Raw genomic sequence first — 17,131 nt, 5'->3', positions numbered from 1 at the left:
TTGGGTATAGATATCAAAAAATTTATGGTGACAGGAAAGACTGAAGATGAACATAAATTGATCGAAAAAATTGTTGAAGGTGATGAACAGGCTTTTTCTGTATTGTTCTTCAAATATCTTCCTGTACTCCAGATTTTCGCTACAAAGTTTACAAAATCTGATGATGCTGCCGAAGAAATTATTCAGGATGCTTTTTTAAGGGTTTGGCTTAACCGTGATAAATTAGTGGAAGTAGAGAATGTAAAAGCCTATCTTTATAAATATGTATCCAATGAATGTTTGAGTTATCTCCGCAGAAAACTCAAAGAAGATAAAATGGTTGATGCTTTTACTAATAAACAGCTCAGTAGTCATAATAATACTGCTGAAGAGATTAATTTGAATGAAATTACCAAGATTATAGCTGTGGCAGTAGAAAAGTTGCCCGAACAACGCAAAAACATTTATCAACTAAGCAGGCGTGATGGTAAAAGCATTCCGGAAATCGCTGAAATACTCAATATATCTCCAAATACAGTCAAAAATGCCCTTGTAATATCACTTAAGTCGATAAGGTTGCATTTAAATCAGCATGGGATTGTCTTTGTTTTTCCAATTGTTTGCTTCTTTTTTAAAATAAAATGAAAAAAAATTAAATTCCGATAGTCCTAATTTTCTTTTGCGGCTTCTTAGTATCAGAATCTTTATATGGAAGAACGTATACTTTATCTATTACAACAATTTACAGCTAAAACATTAAGCCCGGCAGAAAGAGAAGAACTCTTAGCTATGGCTGAGAATGGCAATTCAATCCTTACCGGTGAAATCACGAAAATGATTATCGCAGAGGAAGAATATGCTGCTGATGTTGTTGATGAAAAATGGAATCCCGTTCTAAATAAAATTCTTACTGTAGATAAACCTGGTCGCTCGCCTCGTCGGATTTTAATGAATACCTTCAAATGGGCTGCTGCAGCCGTTGTATTTATTACCTTCTCTTTTGGAGCTTATATTTCCTTAAATAAAAAGAAAGAGCACGTGTTCGCTACAGATGTTGCGCCTGGTAAAAACAAGGCCATCTTAACTTTGGCCGATGGAAAAAAGATTTCACTTTCTGACGCTACTACTGGTGATATTGCAAAAGAAGCGGGTTTATCCATCACCAAAACGGCCGATGGGCAATTGGTATATAATATTGCCGAATCAGAAAATGTTGAAGATACCCAGTTAAATACCATATCAACCCCAAATGGGGGCGAATGGCAGATTCGTTTACCTGATGGGTCGACAGTTTGGCTTAATGCCGCTTCTTCTATTCAATATCCCTTAAATATAGGAACGGCAAAACAGCGTATCGTTAAATTAAATGGTGAAGCCTATTTTGAAGTTGCCAAAAATGCTGCACATCCTTTTATCGTAGAAACAGATAAACAATCTGTTGAGGTATTAGGTACACACTTTAATATCAACAGCTATTACGACGAAGTCGTAACCAAAACAACCCTGTTGGAAGGAAGTGTGCGTGTATCGCACGGTAGTACTAGCCAAAGTGAAATACTTAAACCAGGAGAGCAATCTATCGTATCCGTTTCGGGCATTAATGTAAAAGGTGTTGACTTGGATGAAGCTATTGCCTGGAAGAACGGCTATTTCATGTTTAATAATGAAAAACAAGAAAGCATTTTGCGAAAAGTGGCCCGTTGGTATAACGTAGAAATAGAATATGCTGATCCAGCTGCAAAAGAGGTGATGTATTATGGAACGGTAAGCCGTTTCGAAAAAATATCAAAAGTGCTGACCAAGTTCGAACAGACTGGTGAAGTGCGTTTTGATATCAAAGGCAATAAAGTAATTGTCTACAAAGAATAATGAGAACAGATGGAGGCTTAACTAACCTTTATCTCTAAAAATAAAACAACATAATCAACTTAACCTAACCCTAACAAATTATGATTAGACCTCGACAAAACTCCTGACCATTCAAAGATGAATGAATAATAAAAGGAGTGCTTGCAACACCCCCTTTATTATCTGTTTAGCTATTCCGTAAGCCGGAATCGATTAAAAATCAATTATTTCTTGGATAACCCGCGAAACGCTTTTTTAGCTTCCAAACTTCATTGCGCTTCGCAAAAAAAAACAGACTATTAAATGTACAAAATTTATATTGGAATTTTATGTACGCATCGACGCTACATACCTAAATTGCTATTGATTATGAAGTTAGTTACGGTCATACTGCTTGCCTCTTTAATGCAGGTAAGTGCAGCTTCATTCGGCCAGTTGGTTACATTAAAGGAAAGGAATGTAACATTAGAGAAAATGTTCAAAGAAATCAGGCTGCAATCTGGTTACGATGTATTGTTATCAACCAGCAAGATTAGCAGTACAACTACTTTTAACGCAAATTTTAGCAATTCGACCATAGAAGAGGTAATGGCGAAAATCATCGCGGGTAAAGATTTAACCTATACCATTGAAGATAAGACCATTTTAATAAAACCGACCGAAAAATCTATTTTAGATAAAGTGATTGGTTATTTTATAGCTGTAAAGGTTTCGGGTAAAGTACGCGATAAAAACGGAGGTATTTTACCAGGCGTTAGTGTACGCGAAAAGGGGGTAGCCAATGCTGTATCAACCAATGGTGCTGGTGAATACTTAATCTCTGTTAAAGAAAATGCAACTTTGGTTTTTAGTTATATCGGCTACAAAACATTAGAAGTTCAGGTAGGCTCTAAAACTTTGGTTAATGTTACATTAGAAGAAGATGCAGCGCAATTAAGGGAGGTAAACGTAGTTTCTACTGGTTATCAACAGTTAGACAGAAAATTGTTTACGGGTTCTTCAACGTTGGTTAAAGCAGAAGATTCTCAACGAAACGGTGTTCCAGATATCAGCCGCATGTTAGAGGGCCAGGTTGCCGGTGTATCTGTTCAGAACGTTTCGGGTACTTTTGGTGCTGCTCCTAAAATCCGTGTTCGGGGTGCAACTTCAATATCCGGCGATAACAAGCCGCTTTGGGTGGTTGATGGTATTATCCTGGAGGATGTTGTAAATATTTCCAACGATGCACTATCAACAGGTGATGCGAATACATTAATCGGCTCTTCAGTTGCGGGTTTAAACCCTGATGATATCGAGAGTTTCAATATTTTAAAGGATGCTGCCGCTACGGCCATGTATGGTGCACGTGCCATGAACGGGGTTATTGTGGTAACAACTAAAAAAGGCCGCCAAACTGAAGGTGCCCCACGCGTTAGTTATACAGGTAACTTTACCACTTACTTAAAACCAGATTATTCGCAGTTCGACATTTTAAATTCTGCCGACCAAATGTCGATTAACCTGGAACTTGAGAATAAAGGATTTTTCCAACAAACATCAACTAAAGGCGCAAACGTTGGTCCTTTTGGTAAAATGTATGCTGCTTTATACAATTATGATGCAACTACCAATACCTATGAATTGAAAAATGATGTTTTAAGCCGCACAAAATACTTAGAAAGATATGCCAATGCCAATACCGATTGGTTTGATGTTTTGTTTAAGAACTCGCTGCTTCAAGAGCATTCGTTAAGTGTTACCTCTGGTACAGAGAAATTTCAAACTTATGCTTCGACATCGTATTTACATGATAGCGGACAAACAATAGGTAACTCGGTAGACCGCTTTACAGGTAATTTTAGGCTTAATTGGAAAATGAGCGATAAATTAAGTGTAGAGTTACTGGCAAACGGATCAGTACGTGATCAACGTGCGCCAGGTACTTTAACAAGAAACTCTGACCCGGTTTATGGAACTTTCTCGAGAGATTTCGATATTAACCCTTATTCGTATGCTTTAAACACCAGCAGAGCTGTAACACCTTATAATCAAGACGGAAGTTTGGAGTATTTTACCAGAAATTATGCGCCATTTAACATTTTAAATGAGTTAGAAAATAACTATTTAACCTTAGGCCAAATCGATTTTAAAGTTCAGGGTGGGATTAAATATAAAATTATTCCGAGTTTAACTTATTCTGTTGATGGAGCTTACCGTTTTGCTAAAACTGATCGTCAGCATTACATCAAAGAAAACTCCAATATGGCAATGGCTTTCAGGGCCGGAGCTAACGATCCAACTGTAATGGGTAGCAATCCATTCCTGTATCAAAATCCCGACGATTTCTCGGCATATCCAATTGTAACTTTACCGCAAGGTGGTTTCTACAATGTGAACTATGATAATTTAAAAAATTATTATTTCAGACAGAACTTAGAGTTTAATAAAACAATTGCCGAGGTTCATAAATTGAACGTTTTCGGATCAATGGAGGTTCGTTATATCGACAGACAAACATCAAATTTTGATGGTGTGGGTTATCAATATGATAATGGTGGTATTGTTAATGCCAATTACAACTACTTTAAAAAGGGACAGGAAGCCGGTGCGCCATATTACGGTATGAGTGTAGGTGCCGACCGTTTTGCTGCATTTGCTTTAAGGGCGGCTTATGCTTATAAAGATAAATATAGCTTTAACGCAACAACCCGTTATGATGGATCTAACCTGATGGGTAAAAGCAGAACTGCAAGATGGTTACCAACCTGGAACATTTCTGGTGCATGGAATATCGATCAGGAAAACTTTTGGCCTAAAAACGATATATTCACATCAGCACGTATCAGGGCAACTTATGGTTTAGTAGCAAACATTGGTAATGCCAATAACTCTGCTGCTGTTTATTACAACCAAATTTCGAGAAGACCATACGATAACGAAAAAGAAACAGTTACCTACATTTCGAGTTTAGCCAATGATGAGTTAACCTGGGAAAAATTGAAAGAGGCAAATATCGGTGCTGATTTAACATTCTTAAAAGACAGGTTAAATGTAACCGTTGATGTGTATAGAAGAAATATATACGATTTAATTGGTAGCATTAATACATCTGGTATTGGTGGTGAGTTTACCAAAACAGCCAATTATGGTAAAATGAAAGCTCATGGTGTAGAGTTTACTATTGCTGGTAATGCCATTAATAAAGAGGATTTTAGATGGAGAACCCAGTTCAACTTTGCTTTTAATAAAAACGAAATTACCTCTTTAGAAGTTAACCCAAATATTTTTAGCCTGGTTGATGATAATGGTGGTGCATTGGTTGGTCATGCTCAGGCAGGATTATATTCAATTCAATTTGCCGGCTTGGATCATAATTATGGCTATCCATATTATATTGACGAAAAAGGTGTACGTACCACTTATGTAAATTTACAGAGCACGGATATTGGTTATCTTAAATATGAAGGCCCAATAGACCCAACACTTACCGGAGGTTTTTATAACCAGTTCAGGTATAAAGGATTTGGTCTTTCTGCTTTATTTACTTTTGCCGCTGGTAACTACATCCGTTTAGCGCAAACATTTTCTTCTACCTATCCCGATCTGTATTCAATGTCTAAATCGATGCTGAACAGATGGATCCAGCCTGGTGATGAGGCTTTTACAACTGTTCCGGCTTTGTTGGATGCTTATACTGCGGCAAGACTTGTTAAAGAGTCGGATGGTGCAACCATAGATGCCCGTTACCCATATAACCTATATAATTTTTCGAGCGAGCGTGTTGCAAAAGGAGATTATATCAGGTTTAAACAAATCTCGTTAAGCTACGATATTCCTAAGAAACTTGCTGCCAAATTCCACATGTCGAATGCAACAGTATCTCTTATTGGAAATAACATTGCTTTATTATACTCTGATAAACGTTTAAACGGACAAGATCCTGAATTTTTCGGAAATGGCGGGGTGGCTTTACCAATCCCTAAACAATATACATTATCATTAAAGGTTGGATTCTAAAAAATAATTATTATGAAATTAAACAAAATACAATTTTTATTATTTGGGCTACCTCTTTTACTTACGGCACAATCGTGTAATAAGTACTTAGATAAAGAACCCGATAATAGAACAGAAATTAACTCGGTATCAAAGGTAGCGCAACTGGTTGCAACTGCTTACCCACAGTACGATTATTATACATTTACAGAGGCTGCTTCTGATAATGCAGAAGATAAAGGAAGCGGTGTTGGTTCAACAGACGATGTGTCTACATTACCTTATTTTTGGAAGGATTTTGTTGGTGCAAGTACAGGAAGTTCAACCAATTACTGGAATGGTTGTTATGCAGGTATTGCAGCAGCAAATCAGGCTTTGCAGGCTATTGAGCAGAACAACTTCGGAAATGCTGTTTTGCCATACAAAGGCGAAGCTTTGGTGGCAAGAGCTTATGCCCACTTTATGTTGGTTACGTTTTTCGCCAAAGAATATACCATTGGTGGAGCCAATAGTTCGCCTGGTATCCCTTATGTAACCACTCCCGAAACTAAGGTGATCCAGCCTTACGAGAGAGGTACAGTTCAATCTACTTACGATAAAATCGAAAAAGATCTGAATGAAGGGATTGCATTATTATCAGCCAGTGCCTATTCGGTACCAAAATATCACTTTACACCAGCTGCTGCCCATGCTTTTGCATCCCGTTTTTACCTGTTTAAAGGTGATTGGCAAAAAGCTATTGATCATGCTAACCTGGTAACAGCCGGAGGAGATTATACTTCGATAGTAAGACCGGTAAATTCGACACTTGCGGCATTAAGTACTGCTGATTACAGAGCTGCCTATACAAGATCTGATTTAAAAGCTAACCTGTTACTTGCAAATCAGTATTCAGCTTATCAAAGATTAACCAGCCCAAGGTATGGGTATGGACAGAATTTGGTGAAAATGTTTGCAGCAGGTGGCGTATCGGGTAACATTACCGGAAAGGCTTATGCAAATAAAATCCTTTCTTATGGAGCTCCAAATTATACCACTTATAAGTATTACGAATATTTCTTTATCACAGATCAGGTTGCACAGATTGGCTATCCATATTTAATGGCCCCACTATTAACTACGGATGAGGCCTTATTAAACAGGGCCGAAGCCTATGCTAAACTGGGTCAGTTTGATAATGCATTAAAAGATGTAAATATAATCCTGGCCAATACGGTAAGTGGGTATAATGCTGGTAGTGATGTAGTAACCCAAGCTAGAGTAGCAAGCTTTTATAACACTACGGATATGACAGATGGAATTGTCAAGTTGATATTAAGCATTAAAAAAGCACAGTTTTTACAGGAGGGTATGCGGTGGATGGATTTATTGAGAAATCACTTGCCTGTAGTTCATAATACCTTAGAAAATGGAGTAGAAGGCTCGATGACCTTAGGTGCTGATGATAACCGTCGTTTGTTCCAAATTCCTGAAGAAGCAAAACTTTCTGGAGTACCATTAAATCCTAGATAAAATATACTGTTATGAAAAGAAATATATTTAAAACCTTAAGCTTTATCGCTCTTCTTGGTATGATGGTTTCATGCCGTAAAGAAGCGGCGCTTAATGTTGATTTAACTAAATACAATATTGATAATCCTGTTGCAAATACAGATTTAGATGCCTGGTTAAAAACAACATTTTTGGATGAGTATAATATGGACGTGATTTATCGTTACACCAGGTATTATTACGATAATGATAAAAATGTTGCCCCTAGTAATACTGCACAAGTAAGACCACAGATGCAAACTGTACTTGATGGTTTCATTTTGCCCTATCGGAAAATTGCTGGCGTTACTTTTATCAAAAAGAGTATACCAAAAGAGTGGATAATGTTTGGATCTGGTGCTTACCAAACCGATGGATCAATGATTTTGGCTACTGCATCAGCGGGTAGGCGTGTTACCATTTATGATGTTAATAATTTTAACGTAAATGATGCTGCTCTTGTGGTTGGAAAATTAAAAACCATTCATCACGAGTTTACGCACATTTTGAATCAACAGGTACCAATGCCTGCTGATTTTCAGAATATCACAAAATCAACTTATAATGCAACCTGGACAACTGTAGCTGATGCTACCGCCAGAGACAACGGATATGTAACACCTTATGCATCGAGCGAGCCGGTTGAGGATTTTGCTGAAATGACCTCTCATTTGTTAGTATTTGGCCAAGCCTGGTTTGATGCAAGGGCAAATGCAGCATCTGCTGTTGGTAAAGCTGCCCTGAAAGCTAAAGAGGCTAGTGTGGTACAATATTTCACCATTAACCTGGGTGTCGATTTCAGAAAATTGCAGCAGGAAGTACAAAATGTGGTAAGAAATCAATATAAATATGCTCCTGCAAGTTTTCCTTATTGGATGGGACAGAATTTGTTTAAAACAATGACTATTAATTTAGAAAGTCCAATTTATGCTGATAATGGTATTTCTTCAGATTTTGCGACGCCTTACAATACATTCAAGGCTGCGGTTTTAGCTGCTAATGCAACACAAAAATATCATCTTGATTATATTCAGATGAGATTTGAATCAGCTACTGTATTGACAGTACGGGCAGCATTTTCTAATGCAACAACACAGTATTTTGGTGATTATTCATTTAACTACACTGTTAATGCAACTACAGGAGCTGTAACATTTACTAAAGTAGCCAATGGTACTGGTACAACATTTAGTAATGGAGCACTATTTACTGCCTCTTTTACAAATACTATTCAGGCATATCTAACAGGCAAAACGTTCATTGCAGCTTGGTTGCCAGCTTCTATTAATGCCGACAACTTTAATAGTTATGGAGGATTTTATTTAAGCGGGACACCTACTAATTACTTTTATGGGGCATTAGGTCAAACATTATAAGACTTTAATTATGAAAAAAATATTATATCTATTTCTTTTAACCCTGGTTGTATTTGCCGGGTGTAAGAAATCCTCTTTCGAGTCAGTTTTTGATAAAAGTCCGGAGGATAGAATAGGTGATGCCATTAATTTGGTAAACACCACACTTACTTCAGCTCCAAACGGATGGATTGCTACATTACCTACCTCTGCAGGTGGTGGTTACGGTTTTTATATGGATTTTACTGCAGATCAGAAAGTGACCATGTACAGTGATATTTCGGATGTTGCAATGGCAACTGCCGCTACATCTACCTATAGGGTTACATCTGGTTTGGGAGCTTCTTTATCATTTGATACCTACAATTACCTATCGGTTCTTCAAGATCCAAAGGGAGCTGTTTTTGGTGGCGTACAGGGAAGTGGTTTTTCATCGGATGTTGAGTTTACTTATGTTCGGTCAACTCCTGATAGCTTAATTATGGTTGGGCGTCAATTCCGTCAGCCATTGGTATTGGTTAAGGCAACCGCAGCTCAAAAAGCAGCCTATGTTGCCGGAAGTTATAAAACAGCAATTGATAAGTTTAAAACTTTTTTTACAACTACTGCTAATCCCTATATTGAAATTGTATCCGGTTCGACCACGCTAAAAGCCGGGATTTCTGTTAATGCATCAAACAATATGTCGTCGGGTAAGCGGGTAAGTTTTACGGGTTTATTGGCAGATGGTGTAACTACTGCTTCAGGTATTGCCAAATTTGCCTTTAAGGTAGATGCTATGGATTTATTGGGTTCTGGTTTGGTATATCAGGGAGTAACATTCGTTAAATTTGCATGGAAAGATGCAACTACCCTGGCACTTTATGATTCTACAGGTAAGGAATACATTATTAAAAGTAACCCTACACCATTACTGGCATTTAAAACATTATTTAAATATAATGGGGCATACAACGGAATTATGATTACCGGTAGAAATCTCCCTCTAGGTGTTACTTCTGGATGGAATGCATTATGGACATCTCAAATTGCTAGTTACGACTTGAATAATGTTTCAATGGAGTCGATGCAATTTAGATTGCTAACAGCTACAACAGCTAAATTGGAAGTTTGGTTTGTTTCGGGTACTACCAGGTATTTAGCTGATGCATCATACACTTATACAATTAATGATGATATCATTACATTATCTAACTATGTTCCTTCGGCTTCGAATGCCAACTGGAATAATGGTTGGGTAGTTACTGCAATTAAAAATTATTTCATTACAGCTCCAACGTTTAAATTAGACTGGGTGGTGAGTTCGAACTCTTCAGTTTCTGGTTTGGCTGGTTTATATAAGGTTAGTGATCCTACTAATTTTTATTATGGCGTAGCCATTAAAAACTAATTGCAAAATTAATACTCTTAAGCCTCCGAAATTTTCGGGGCTTATATTTAGGGTAAACTTATTTTCTTTAGTAAGACAATCAATCAACTTAAATTGTAATACGAATTAAGAATTATTATATAATGATAAAAATCACCTAACCAATTAAAAACAAAAATGAAAAAACTAATCTATCTCACGCTTTTATTTTCTTTAATTATCATCAATGGCTGTAAAAAAGAACAGATATTGAGCGATAAATCAACTGTAAATGAAATTAAAGATTTATCAATTGCTAAAAATTCACAAAATTACCTCACAGTACTAGCTTCGACATTTGATCCACAACCATTCAATGATTTAAGTCCAACTGACATTCAAAATTTAGATGAGAGTCAAGCAACCTTACTCTTAGAGCCTACAGTTGAATCAGGAACTGTATTATATAATAATTTAGTTGACCAAGTTGTTGGGACACAGGAATGGAATACTTTGACTTATGAAGAAAAAGCTTATATTCTAAATTTTACTCCACAGCAAAAAGCAATGTTGGCTGTTTTGTACGATGCTGCCAATAATTCCGCTGGAGGTGATCCAAGATGGGTTAGTTGTGCAGCAGCAGCATTAGGATTTAATACAGCATATGGTCTGTTTGTTAGTGCTTTTAAAGTCGGAATGAGTGCCGAAACTGCTATAGCAGCTTTGAGGTTCGTTGGATTAAAATACTTAGGTTACATTGGCTTAGCTTATGCAATTTATCAGTTTATAGAATGCGTAAGATCTAGCGTTACTAGTCCATCTCAATCTATTGTAGGAATTATTCCAGCAGCCCCTCTTCCTATTCCTTCAACTTCAGATATATTTTATCAGGCAGATTATAATCTTTTAGGTCAATTTATTCCTCATCGATATACTTCGATTTTTTTAAATAGCTTAAACAATAAATATTATATTGATAATGGTTTTATTTCATTTGTTCCTGATGGTTATTATGATTCACAATCCGAATTGGTAAATAATCTTCATAAATATTACCATATTGTAGATGGCTCTGTTATAGAAATACTTCTTGTAACTGTAGATCCTAATGGATAATTATTTGTAGTGATAAATTTTATATACATTATAAAAAAACCTCACTCAAAAAAGTGAGGTTTTTTTATGACATAATTTTTAAGCCCCTCCAACCGTTTATGCTTATATTTGTAATCCATGAAGAAGAAAGCAATTTTTATCCTGTTTGTGCTGGTGTTTACCTTTGCGGTATGCCCTAATGTTAATGCACAATGTTCGATGTGTACCATTAATGCCGAGCAGGGTGTTAAAAACGGCAATACACAAACGGCGGGTTTGAATACGGGTGTTTTGTATCTTTTGTCTGTTCCCTATTTAATGGCCGTAATTGTTGGTGTGGTTTGGTATAAAAAATACCGTAAAAAGAACGTTCACCTCAACATGAAAAAAGAACCTTTCAATTTAAATTAAAAGCATGGAAGGGCAAACTTCAAAATTATATGCCATTGTGCATTGTAAATGCCCGCATTGCCGTAGAGGAAATATTTTTACCGGCAGCATGTACGGCTGGAACATTCAGCACACTAAAGAAATCTGCGGTCATTGCGCACAACGGATAGAAATTGAGCCGGGCTACTTTTACGCCGCCATGTATGTAAGCTATGCGATGAATGTAATCGAAATGCTTTTGGCCAGTTTCATTACCTATTTAATTTTCGGACCATTAACAGATGCTACCTTCTGGCATTATCTGATCGTCATTTTTGCAGGCTGTTTTATCCTGTATCCCTTTAATTACCGTTACTCGAGGATGATATTGCTTCATGTTTTATCACCAAATATCAAATACAAACCGTATTACGATAAGGGTTAATTGTTTAAATTGTATAAGCTGGTTAATTGTTAGATTGATCGATCAAACAATTGATCGATTAAACGAGTTTGAAATTTGTGGCTGGCCTTTGAGCCGGTTAACCGATTAAAACAATTAACCAGTTAACCATAAACCTGTATGCTTAAAAAAGAAACGCTAAATTTTATAAGAGATGTTGCGGAAAATAATAACCGCGAATGGTTTGCAGCCAATAAAGATATTTACGAAACAGCAAAAGCCGATGTGCTTGAGCTTGTAGCCACACTTATCCCCGAACTGGCTAAGGTAGATCCGTTACTTTCTGCAGAGGCAGACCCTAAAAAGAGCCTTTTGCGCATTTACCGCGATGTACGTTTCAGTAAAAATAAAGACCCTTATAAAAATAACTTTGGTATCTGGTTTTCGGCAAAAAGCAAGGGAGGCAACGAACCAGGTTATTACCTGCACATTCAACCGGGCAAAGGGTTTCTGGCAGGTGGTTACTGGATGCCCGAAGCAGCGCATTTAAAACTGATCAGACAGGAAATTGATTATAATATTGGCGATTTTAAAGAAATTATCAATGATAATGATTTTAAAAAAAGTTTTAAGCTAGGTGTTGATAATGCCCTTAAAAACGCCCCGAAAGGTTATGATCCGGCAGATCCAAACATCGAATTCTTGAAGTTGAAAAGCTTCGAAGCCACGACGAAAATCAGCGATGAAGAATTTTTAAAGCCGAACCTCGTTAATAAGTTGATAAGTTCTTTTAAAACGGTACAACCTTTAGTTGCATTTTTACGAAACGCAATAGAACAATAAACAAACAATGACAAATTAACAATAATCAATAACCAAATAGCAATGATCAATAACCAAGTAGCAATGACCAAATTTCAAACAGAATAACCCTCTTGATACTTGCTACTAAATACCTGCTACTAAATACCTGCTACTGAATATCCAACCTAATACTAAACTCTTGAAACTTTAAACATGAAAAATACCTTTCTTGCCTTTGCCGTTCTCCTCTTTTTTTCTTCGCTATCCTCCTGTGTGGTATTATCTCCAAAAAAGTATAAAGCTTTATTGGGAACCAAAGATTCGCTTTATACCGCTTTTAATGAAGGTTTAATTAAAATCGAAAATCTCGAAAAAGAAGTAGCAAAGCTGAAAAAAGATACCACTTTAATGGCCGAAGAGCTTCGCGACCTGCAAAATAGTTACAATACCGTTGATGCAAACTACAAAAAACTTAAAAATAACTCTTCTACGGAGATCACCAAACTATCAGGCGATTTAGCTGCCCGCGAGAAACGTTTAAAAGAAGTAGAAGAGGTGCTGCGCAAACGCGATGAAGCCACCAACTCACTTAAAGAAAAATTACAACAGGCTTTATTGGGCTTTACCAAAAACGGTTTAACTGTCGAAATTAAGAACGGTAAGGTATATGTTTCTTTAACCGATAAACTTTTATTTCCTTCGGGAAGTATCATCATTGATGAAAAAGGTAAACAGGCTTTAACGCAATTGGCCAATGTATTAAAACAGCAGCCTGAAATTAATATTGCAGTAGAGGGGCATACCGATAACCAGAAAATAAATAATCTGGGCCAAATAAAAGATAACTGGGATTTAAGTGTGCTCAGGGCAACATCTGTAGTGCGTTATTTAACCGAGAACGAAAAAGTAGAGAGTGTAAGGATGACCGCTACTGGTAAAGGTGAATTCCAGCCATTGGGCACCAATGCAAATGCGGATGGAAGAAGCAAAAACAGAAGGATTGAGATCGTTCTTTCTCCAAAACTGGATGAACTTTATAATCTGATTAAATAAGGCAATCAATAATTAAAGAAGCACCTGTTAGAATAATCATGTTTTTATGATCAGGAAATGAAGGTGCAGCAGTTCTTGGCATTTTGCAGTCCCGCCATTCGCTTCAATCTTTTTGTGCTACTGGCAGCATATTCAGGGTTGCTGCAACAAAAAGTATTTTCGCTGCTGTCGGGTTTAGGAACAAAGGGCTAAGCACCCTGCACCCTCAAAAATGAAAAGCTGGTTTGGCCAAATAACCCCGGTTGAAGCGTTATCCCACCGTCATTAAATTAAGGGTTTTTAACCACAGATGTACACAGATAAACACGGATTTTTTATATCTGTGTGCATCCTTTTTATCTCCCGAATAATCGTGACAAGTATTGGTTAAATTATTATTAAAGGGCATTTCTTATTTTATCAGGAAATGAACCGGGTTTAGGAACAAAGGTCTAAGCACCCTGCGCCCTCAAAAATGAAAAGCTGTTTGGCCATATAGCCCCGGTTGAAGCGTTACCCTGAAGCAACGAGGCATTCCGAAATTTTCGGGAAAGCGTAAAAGCAAAAAACGGGAAGAAATTTATTGTTTTATACAGACCTTGCGCTCCAAAAAAAAAATGTTTAACGCCAGGAGATGAGAAACTTATAGTTTTTGAAGATGAAGACCTCTTTTATAGGTTTTGGTGACGGCGGTAAGATTTTAAAATTTTAAAGGTATGTTCAAATTCAGTGCCGCTTAAGTTCGAATAATCAGGCATAGAGAGTTTGTGTAGGGTTAAAAAATTAAGCAGTTCTTTAATTACGTTCGATACTTCTTCCGATTCTTCAGTATGTTTTAAGCTGTCGATTTTACTTAATAAAAGCGAAATCTCGAACATCTTAAAATCATTTCGATGTGTAATTTCTAAACCAGCGTTGGCTTCTATCAGTGCCTGTTCATAATTGTTTGTGGCGTTATAAAAGTTTGCCTTAAAAATCCTAACACTGGCCAGGATGAAATTGGTATGGTAACTATAATCGCTGCTGATGATCTTATCTACAAACTGCATAATGCGCTGTGCCTTTTTAAAATAATTGAGCTTAATGTAGGTTTGGCCTAAATGAAGCAATAGGAAGGGCGAAAAAACGGAATGCCTTACGTAAAAGATATTGGGGTATTTACTTAAAATAGCCATAATAAAACGGTGGCATTCAGCATAACTTTTCTGCGAGAAAAGGGCAATCAGTACCAAACGGTAGGATAATATCTCAGTGGCCGTAATTTCTTCATTTTTCCGCGGACTGCTCCTGTCTATATCCTGGCAAAGTTTAGTAATTTTATCTTCAAGAGTTTTGCTTTCGGTGGGTTTGTTAACGAGGTTATTGTAGAAATATAAAATTAAGTCGTACGGATTGATTGGAAACAGTTCATTTAACCTTTTGTAATTCCTTTTTAGGAGTTGCATGGTGTTTGCCAGCGATATTTTATCTACATCGATCAGGTTTACGTTGCACTCTATTACATGCAGCATAATCTGGATATCTTCGTTAAGCACGTTCTCCGAAATGGTTTTGATCGTTTCTTTGTAAAGCGGGCTCATCGTTCTGCCAGAAGCCATAATGTCGATAAAATCGACGTCGATACTTAACTTGTTAAAGTTGGAGTTGGGCTTGGCAAGCTCGAATTTTGATACATAACAGATAAAATCGAAAGCACTGTTTTTCTCCCTGTTGGTAAAGGGAAGTTTAAAAATATTCTTTAAGGCTGCAATTTCATTCCTGTTGATACAAAACCTGATCGACCAGTTTAAAATATGGTCTCTGCGCGAGTTTTGTGCCGGGAAACTATTTAAAATATACTCAAAAAATGATTTTCCGGGTTTGTATTCAAACTTATCTGTAATCTGTATAAAAAGGAAATAAGTGTAAATATCGTCGCTTAAAAAACGGACAATTTCGGTAGGAATAGTGGTACTCAGTCTTTTTTCTTCGATAATAATGCCCGAATGCAAAAGTTCTTCATAAGCATCGGGATAACAATTGATGTAGCTTAATATTTTTTCTTTGGCTACCCTTAACTTTTTGTTGCCTTCAGAAATACAATCGCTTATTTTTTTGAGCAGGAATATTTTTTCAGTACTTTTCTTAGCAAGGAATACCCGTTTTTCTAAGAAATAGCTGATTAATTCGTAACATAATAATGGATTACTCAGCTCAAGATGGTGGTTCTCATCTTTGAGCTTGAAATAAACCTGTAGCCAAAACGGCGTTTTAAACTGGGCCAACAGGTTAGGGCTTACATCAGACCTGTTTACAATTTTGTTCTCAATGTGGCTGAGGGTGTATAATACTTCCTCGGCACTTAAGGGGGGCACATTACTTAAAGTATCCTCATCATAAAACAATCCGGTGTACCAGGCTTTTGTTAAAGATGCTGATCCGTAAATGGCAGGCTGTAAATTAATCCAGCTGTTGGTACGCAGTCCAAAAACAAGTTTAACAAAATTATTTTCCTCTATGCTGTATAAAAAATCGATAAAGGTTTTAAAATAATTGCTTTTGCCCAACAACTCGTCAATGCCATCAACAATAATGATAAAGCGGCCTTCGCGTTTCTCGGGATTTTTCTTAAAAAAGCCTATCAGTTCACTTAAACTTCCAAACTTAAACTCTTTTAAAAACCAATCTTTTAAAGTGGCTCCATTTTGTATTATGGTATTAATGCTGGTAGAGTTAACCATTAAAACAATATCGTTTTTATAGAGCGCATTTTCTGAAAAGAAGAAATATTCTACCATGTGTGCCAGCAAAATTGATTTACCCTGACCGGGCTGTGCACTTACCGTGGTAAACTGATAATTGTTTTTGAGGAAGTAATCGAAATCGGGATAGAAAAAACTTCTGTTGGCTGTGGCATTAAACGGAACACCTGAATTATTTTTTTTTGCAATTAACGATACCTCGGTAATGGCTTGTGCTTTTAGCTTTAAATCCTGCCATACACTCTGAACAGAAGTGGTCTGGTTTTCCTTGTCTTTACAAAATGCATCCCAATCATTGTAGCCGATATACTGCGAAAGGCTGTTCAGTGTGAACAATGAAAATTTATGTAGGGTATTGGCGAAACCGAAGAAGCGCTTTATAGTAGTTTCACTTACGTAGTTCTTGGTTTCTTGAAATACATACTCGGAAATGATCTTACAATGGGCTGGGTCGATGTTTCTCAAACCAGATTTTATAAGGACAAATTTCCTGAGTTCGATAAGGAGATCGTTAGCGTTCATGAATTGACTGATGGGATGACTAGCGCTAATGTCATCATAATTTCACAATTGAAGAAATCTATTCACGAAGAATGGTCTGTATGAATAAAATGAATGAAACGTCTTTAGGGAAAATGAATAGCAATGGATA

12 protein-coding genes are annotated in these 17,131 nt (G+C 36.8%); 11 read left to right on the top strand and 1 reads right to left on the bottom strand.

All coding sequences use genetic code 11. The features are described 5' to 3' along the window. The 11 genes from H9L23_RS19045 (at position 1) to H9L23_RS18995 (ending at position 13,759) form a co-directional block, all read left to right on the top strand. On the top strand, positions 1–624 hold the full coding sequence (locus tag H9L23_RS19045; RefSeq protein ID WP_187591829.1) for an RNA polymerase sigma factor: 624 nt from the start codon (positions 1–3) through the stop codon (positions 622–624). A gap of 63 nt (positions 625–687) precedes the next feature. Further along, positions 688–1,848 carry a FecR family protein gene (locus H9L23_RS19040; protein ID WP_187591828.1) on the top strand — a complete coding sequence of 387 codons (1,161 nt, stop codon included), beginning with the start codon at positions 688–690 and terminating at the stop codon, positions 1,846–1,848. Between the two features lie 348 nt (positions 1,849–2,196). Then, on the top strand, positions 2,197–5,823 hold the full coding sequence (locus tag H9L23_RS19035; RefSeq protein ID WP_223191000.1) for a SusC/RagA family TonB-linked outer membrane protein: 3,627 nt from the start codon (positions 2,197–2,199) through the stop codon (positions 5,821–5,823). Between the two features lie 12 nt (positions 5,824–5,835). Beyond that, positions 5,836–7,314 carry a RagB/SusD family nutrient uptake outer membrane protein gene (locus H9L23_RS19030; RefSeq protein WP_187591827.1) on the top strand — a complete coding sequence of 493 codons (1,479 nt, stop codon included), beginning with the start codon at positions 5,836–5,838 and terminating at the stop codon, positions 7,312–7,314. Positions 7,315–7,325: 11 nt separating this feature from the next. After that, positions 7,326–8,708 (top strand): substrate import-associated zinc metallohydrolase lipoprotein, encoded by a 1,383-nt coding sequence (locus H9L23_RS19025; protein WP_187591826.1) that lies wholly within the window; start codon positions 7,326–7,328, stop codon positions 8,706–8,708. Between the two features lie 10 nt (positions 8,709–8,718). Continuing rightward, entirely contained in the window at positions 8,719–10,077 is a 1,359-nt protein-coding gene (locus tag H9L23_RS19020) for a DUF4302 domain-containing protein (protein WP_187591825.1), read from the top strand. A gap of 156 nt (positions 10,078–10,233) precedes the next feature. Further along, positions 10,234–11,151, top strand: a complete 918-nt coding sequence (locus H9L23_RS19015) for a hypothetical protein (protein WP_187591824.1) — start codon at positions 10,234–10,236, stop codon at positions 11,149–11,151. Positions 11,152–11,268: 117 nt separating this feature from the next. Next, positions 11,269–11,541: a hypothetical protein gene (locus H9L23_RS19010; RefSeq protein WP_187591823.1), complete on the top strand. Its 273-nt coding sequence runs from the start codon at positions 11,269–11,271 to the stop codon at positions 11,539–11,541. A 4-nt stretch (positions 11,542–11,545) separates the two neighbouring features. Further along, positions 11,546–11,944: a DUF983 domain-containing protein gene (locus H9L23_RS19005; protein WP_187591822.1), complete on the top strand. Its 399-nt coding sequence runs from the start codon at positions 11,546–11,548 to the stop codon at positions 11,942–11,944. Between the two features lie 138 nt (positions 11,945–12,082). Then, positions 12,083–12,745: a DUF2461 domain-containing protein gene (locus H9L23_RS19000; RefSeq protein WP_187591821.1), complete on the top strand. Its 663-nt coding sequence runs from the start codon at positions 12,083–12,085 to the stop codon at positions 12,743–12,745. A gap of 174 nt (positions 12,746–12,919) precedes the next feature. Next, the gene (locus H9L23_RS18995; RefSeq protein ID WP_187591820.1) at positions 12,920–13,759 is read left to right on the top strand and encodes an OmpA/MotB family protein; all 840 of its coding nucleotides are present in this window, start codon (positions 12,920–12,922) and stop codon (positions 13,757–13,759) included. A gap of 650 nt (positions 13,760–14,409) precedes the next feature. On the opposite strand, the gene H9L23_RS18990 is transcribed toward H9L23_RS18995, so the two are convergent. Then, positions 14,410–17,001, bottom strand: a complete 2,592-nt coding sequence (locus H9L23_RS18990) for an NACHT domain-containing protein (protein ID WP_187591819.1) — start codon at positions 16,999–17,001, stop codon at positions 14,410–14,412. Between the last annotated feature and the right edge of the window lie 130 nt (positions 17,002–17,131).

It is taken from the genome of Pedobacter roseus, from assembly GCF_014395225.1.
In the GTDB taxonomy this organism is placed as follows: Bacteria; Bacteroidota; Bacteroidia; order Sphingobacteriales; family Sphingobacteriaceae; genus Pedobacter; species Pedobacter roseus.
The sequence above is the reverse complement of the archived record's forward strand: the minus strand, read 5'-3'. Positions and strand labels throughout refer to the sequence as shown.

Coding starts and splice junctions, on each gene's coding strand:
- H9L23_RS19040 (WP_187591828.1), top strand. CDS start 688: ATGGAAGAACGTATACTTTATCTATTACAACAATTTACAGCTAAAACA.
- H9L23_RS19035 (WP_223191000.1), top strand. CDS start 2,197: ATGAAGTTAGTTACGGTCATACTGCTTGCCTCTTTAATGCAGGTAAGT.
- H9L23_RS19030 (WP_187591827.1), top strand. CDS start 5,836: ATGAAATTAAACAAAATACAATTTTTATTATTTGGGCTACCTCTTTTA.
- H9L23_RS19025 (WP_187591826.1), top strand. CDS start 7,326: ATGAAAAGAAATATATTTAAAACCTTAAGCTTTATCGCTCTTCTTGGT.
- H9L23_RS19020 (WP_187591825.1), top strand. CDS start 8,719: ATGAAAAAAATATTATATCTATTTCTTTTAACCCTGGTTGTATTTGCC.
- H9L23_RS19015 (WP_187591824.1), top strand. CDS start 10,234: ATGAAAAAACTAATCTATCTCACGCTTTTATTTTCTTTAATTATCATC.
- H9L23_RS19010 (WP_187591823.1), top strand. CDS start 11,269: ATGAAGAAGAAAGCAATTTTTATCCTGTTTGTGCTGGTGTTTACCTTT.
- H9L23_RS19005 (WP_187591822.1), top strand. CDS start 11,546: ATGGAAGGGCAAACTTCAAAATTATATGCCATTGTGCATTGTAAATGC.
- H9L23_RS19000 (WP_187591821.1), top strand. CDS start 12,083: ATGCTTAAAAAAGAAACGCTAAATTTTATAAGAGATGTTGCGGAAAAT.
- H9L23_RS18995 (WP_187591820.1), top strand. CDS start 12,920: ATGAAAAATACCTTTCTTGCCTTTGCCGTTCTCCTCTTTTTTTCTTCG.
- H9L23_RS18990 (WP_187591819.1), bottom strand. CDS start 17,001: ATGAACGCTAACGATCTCCTTATCGAACTCAGGAAATTTGTCCTTATA.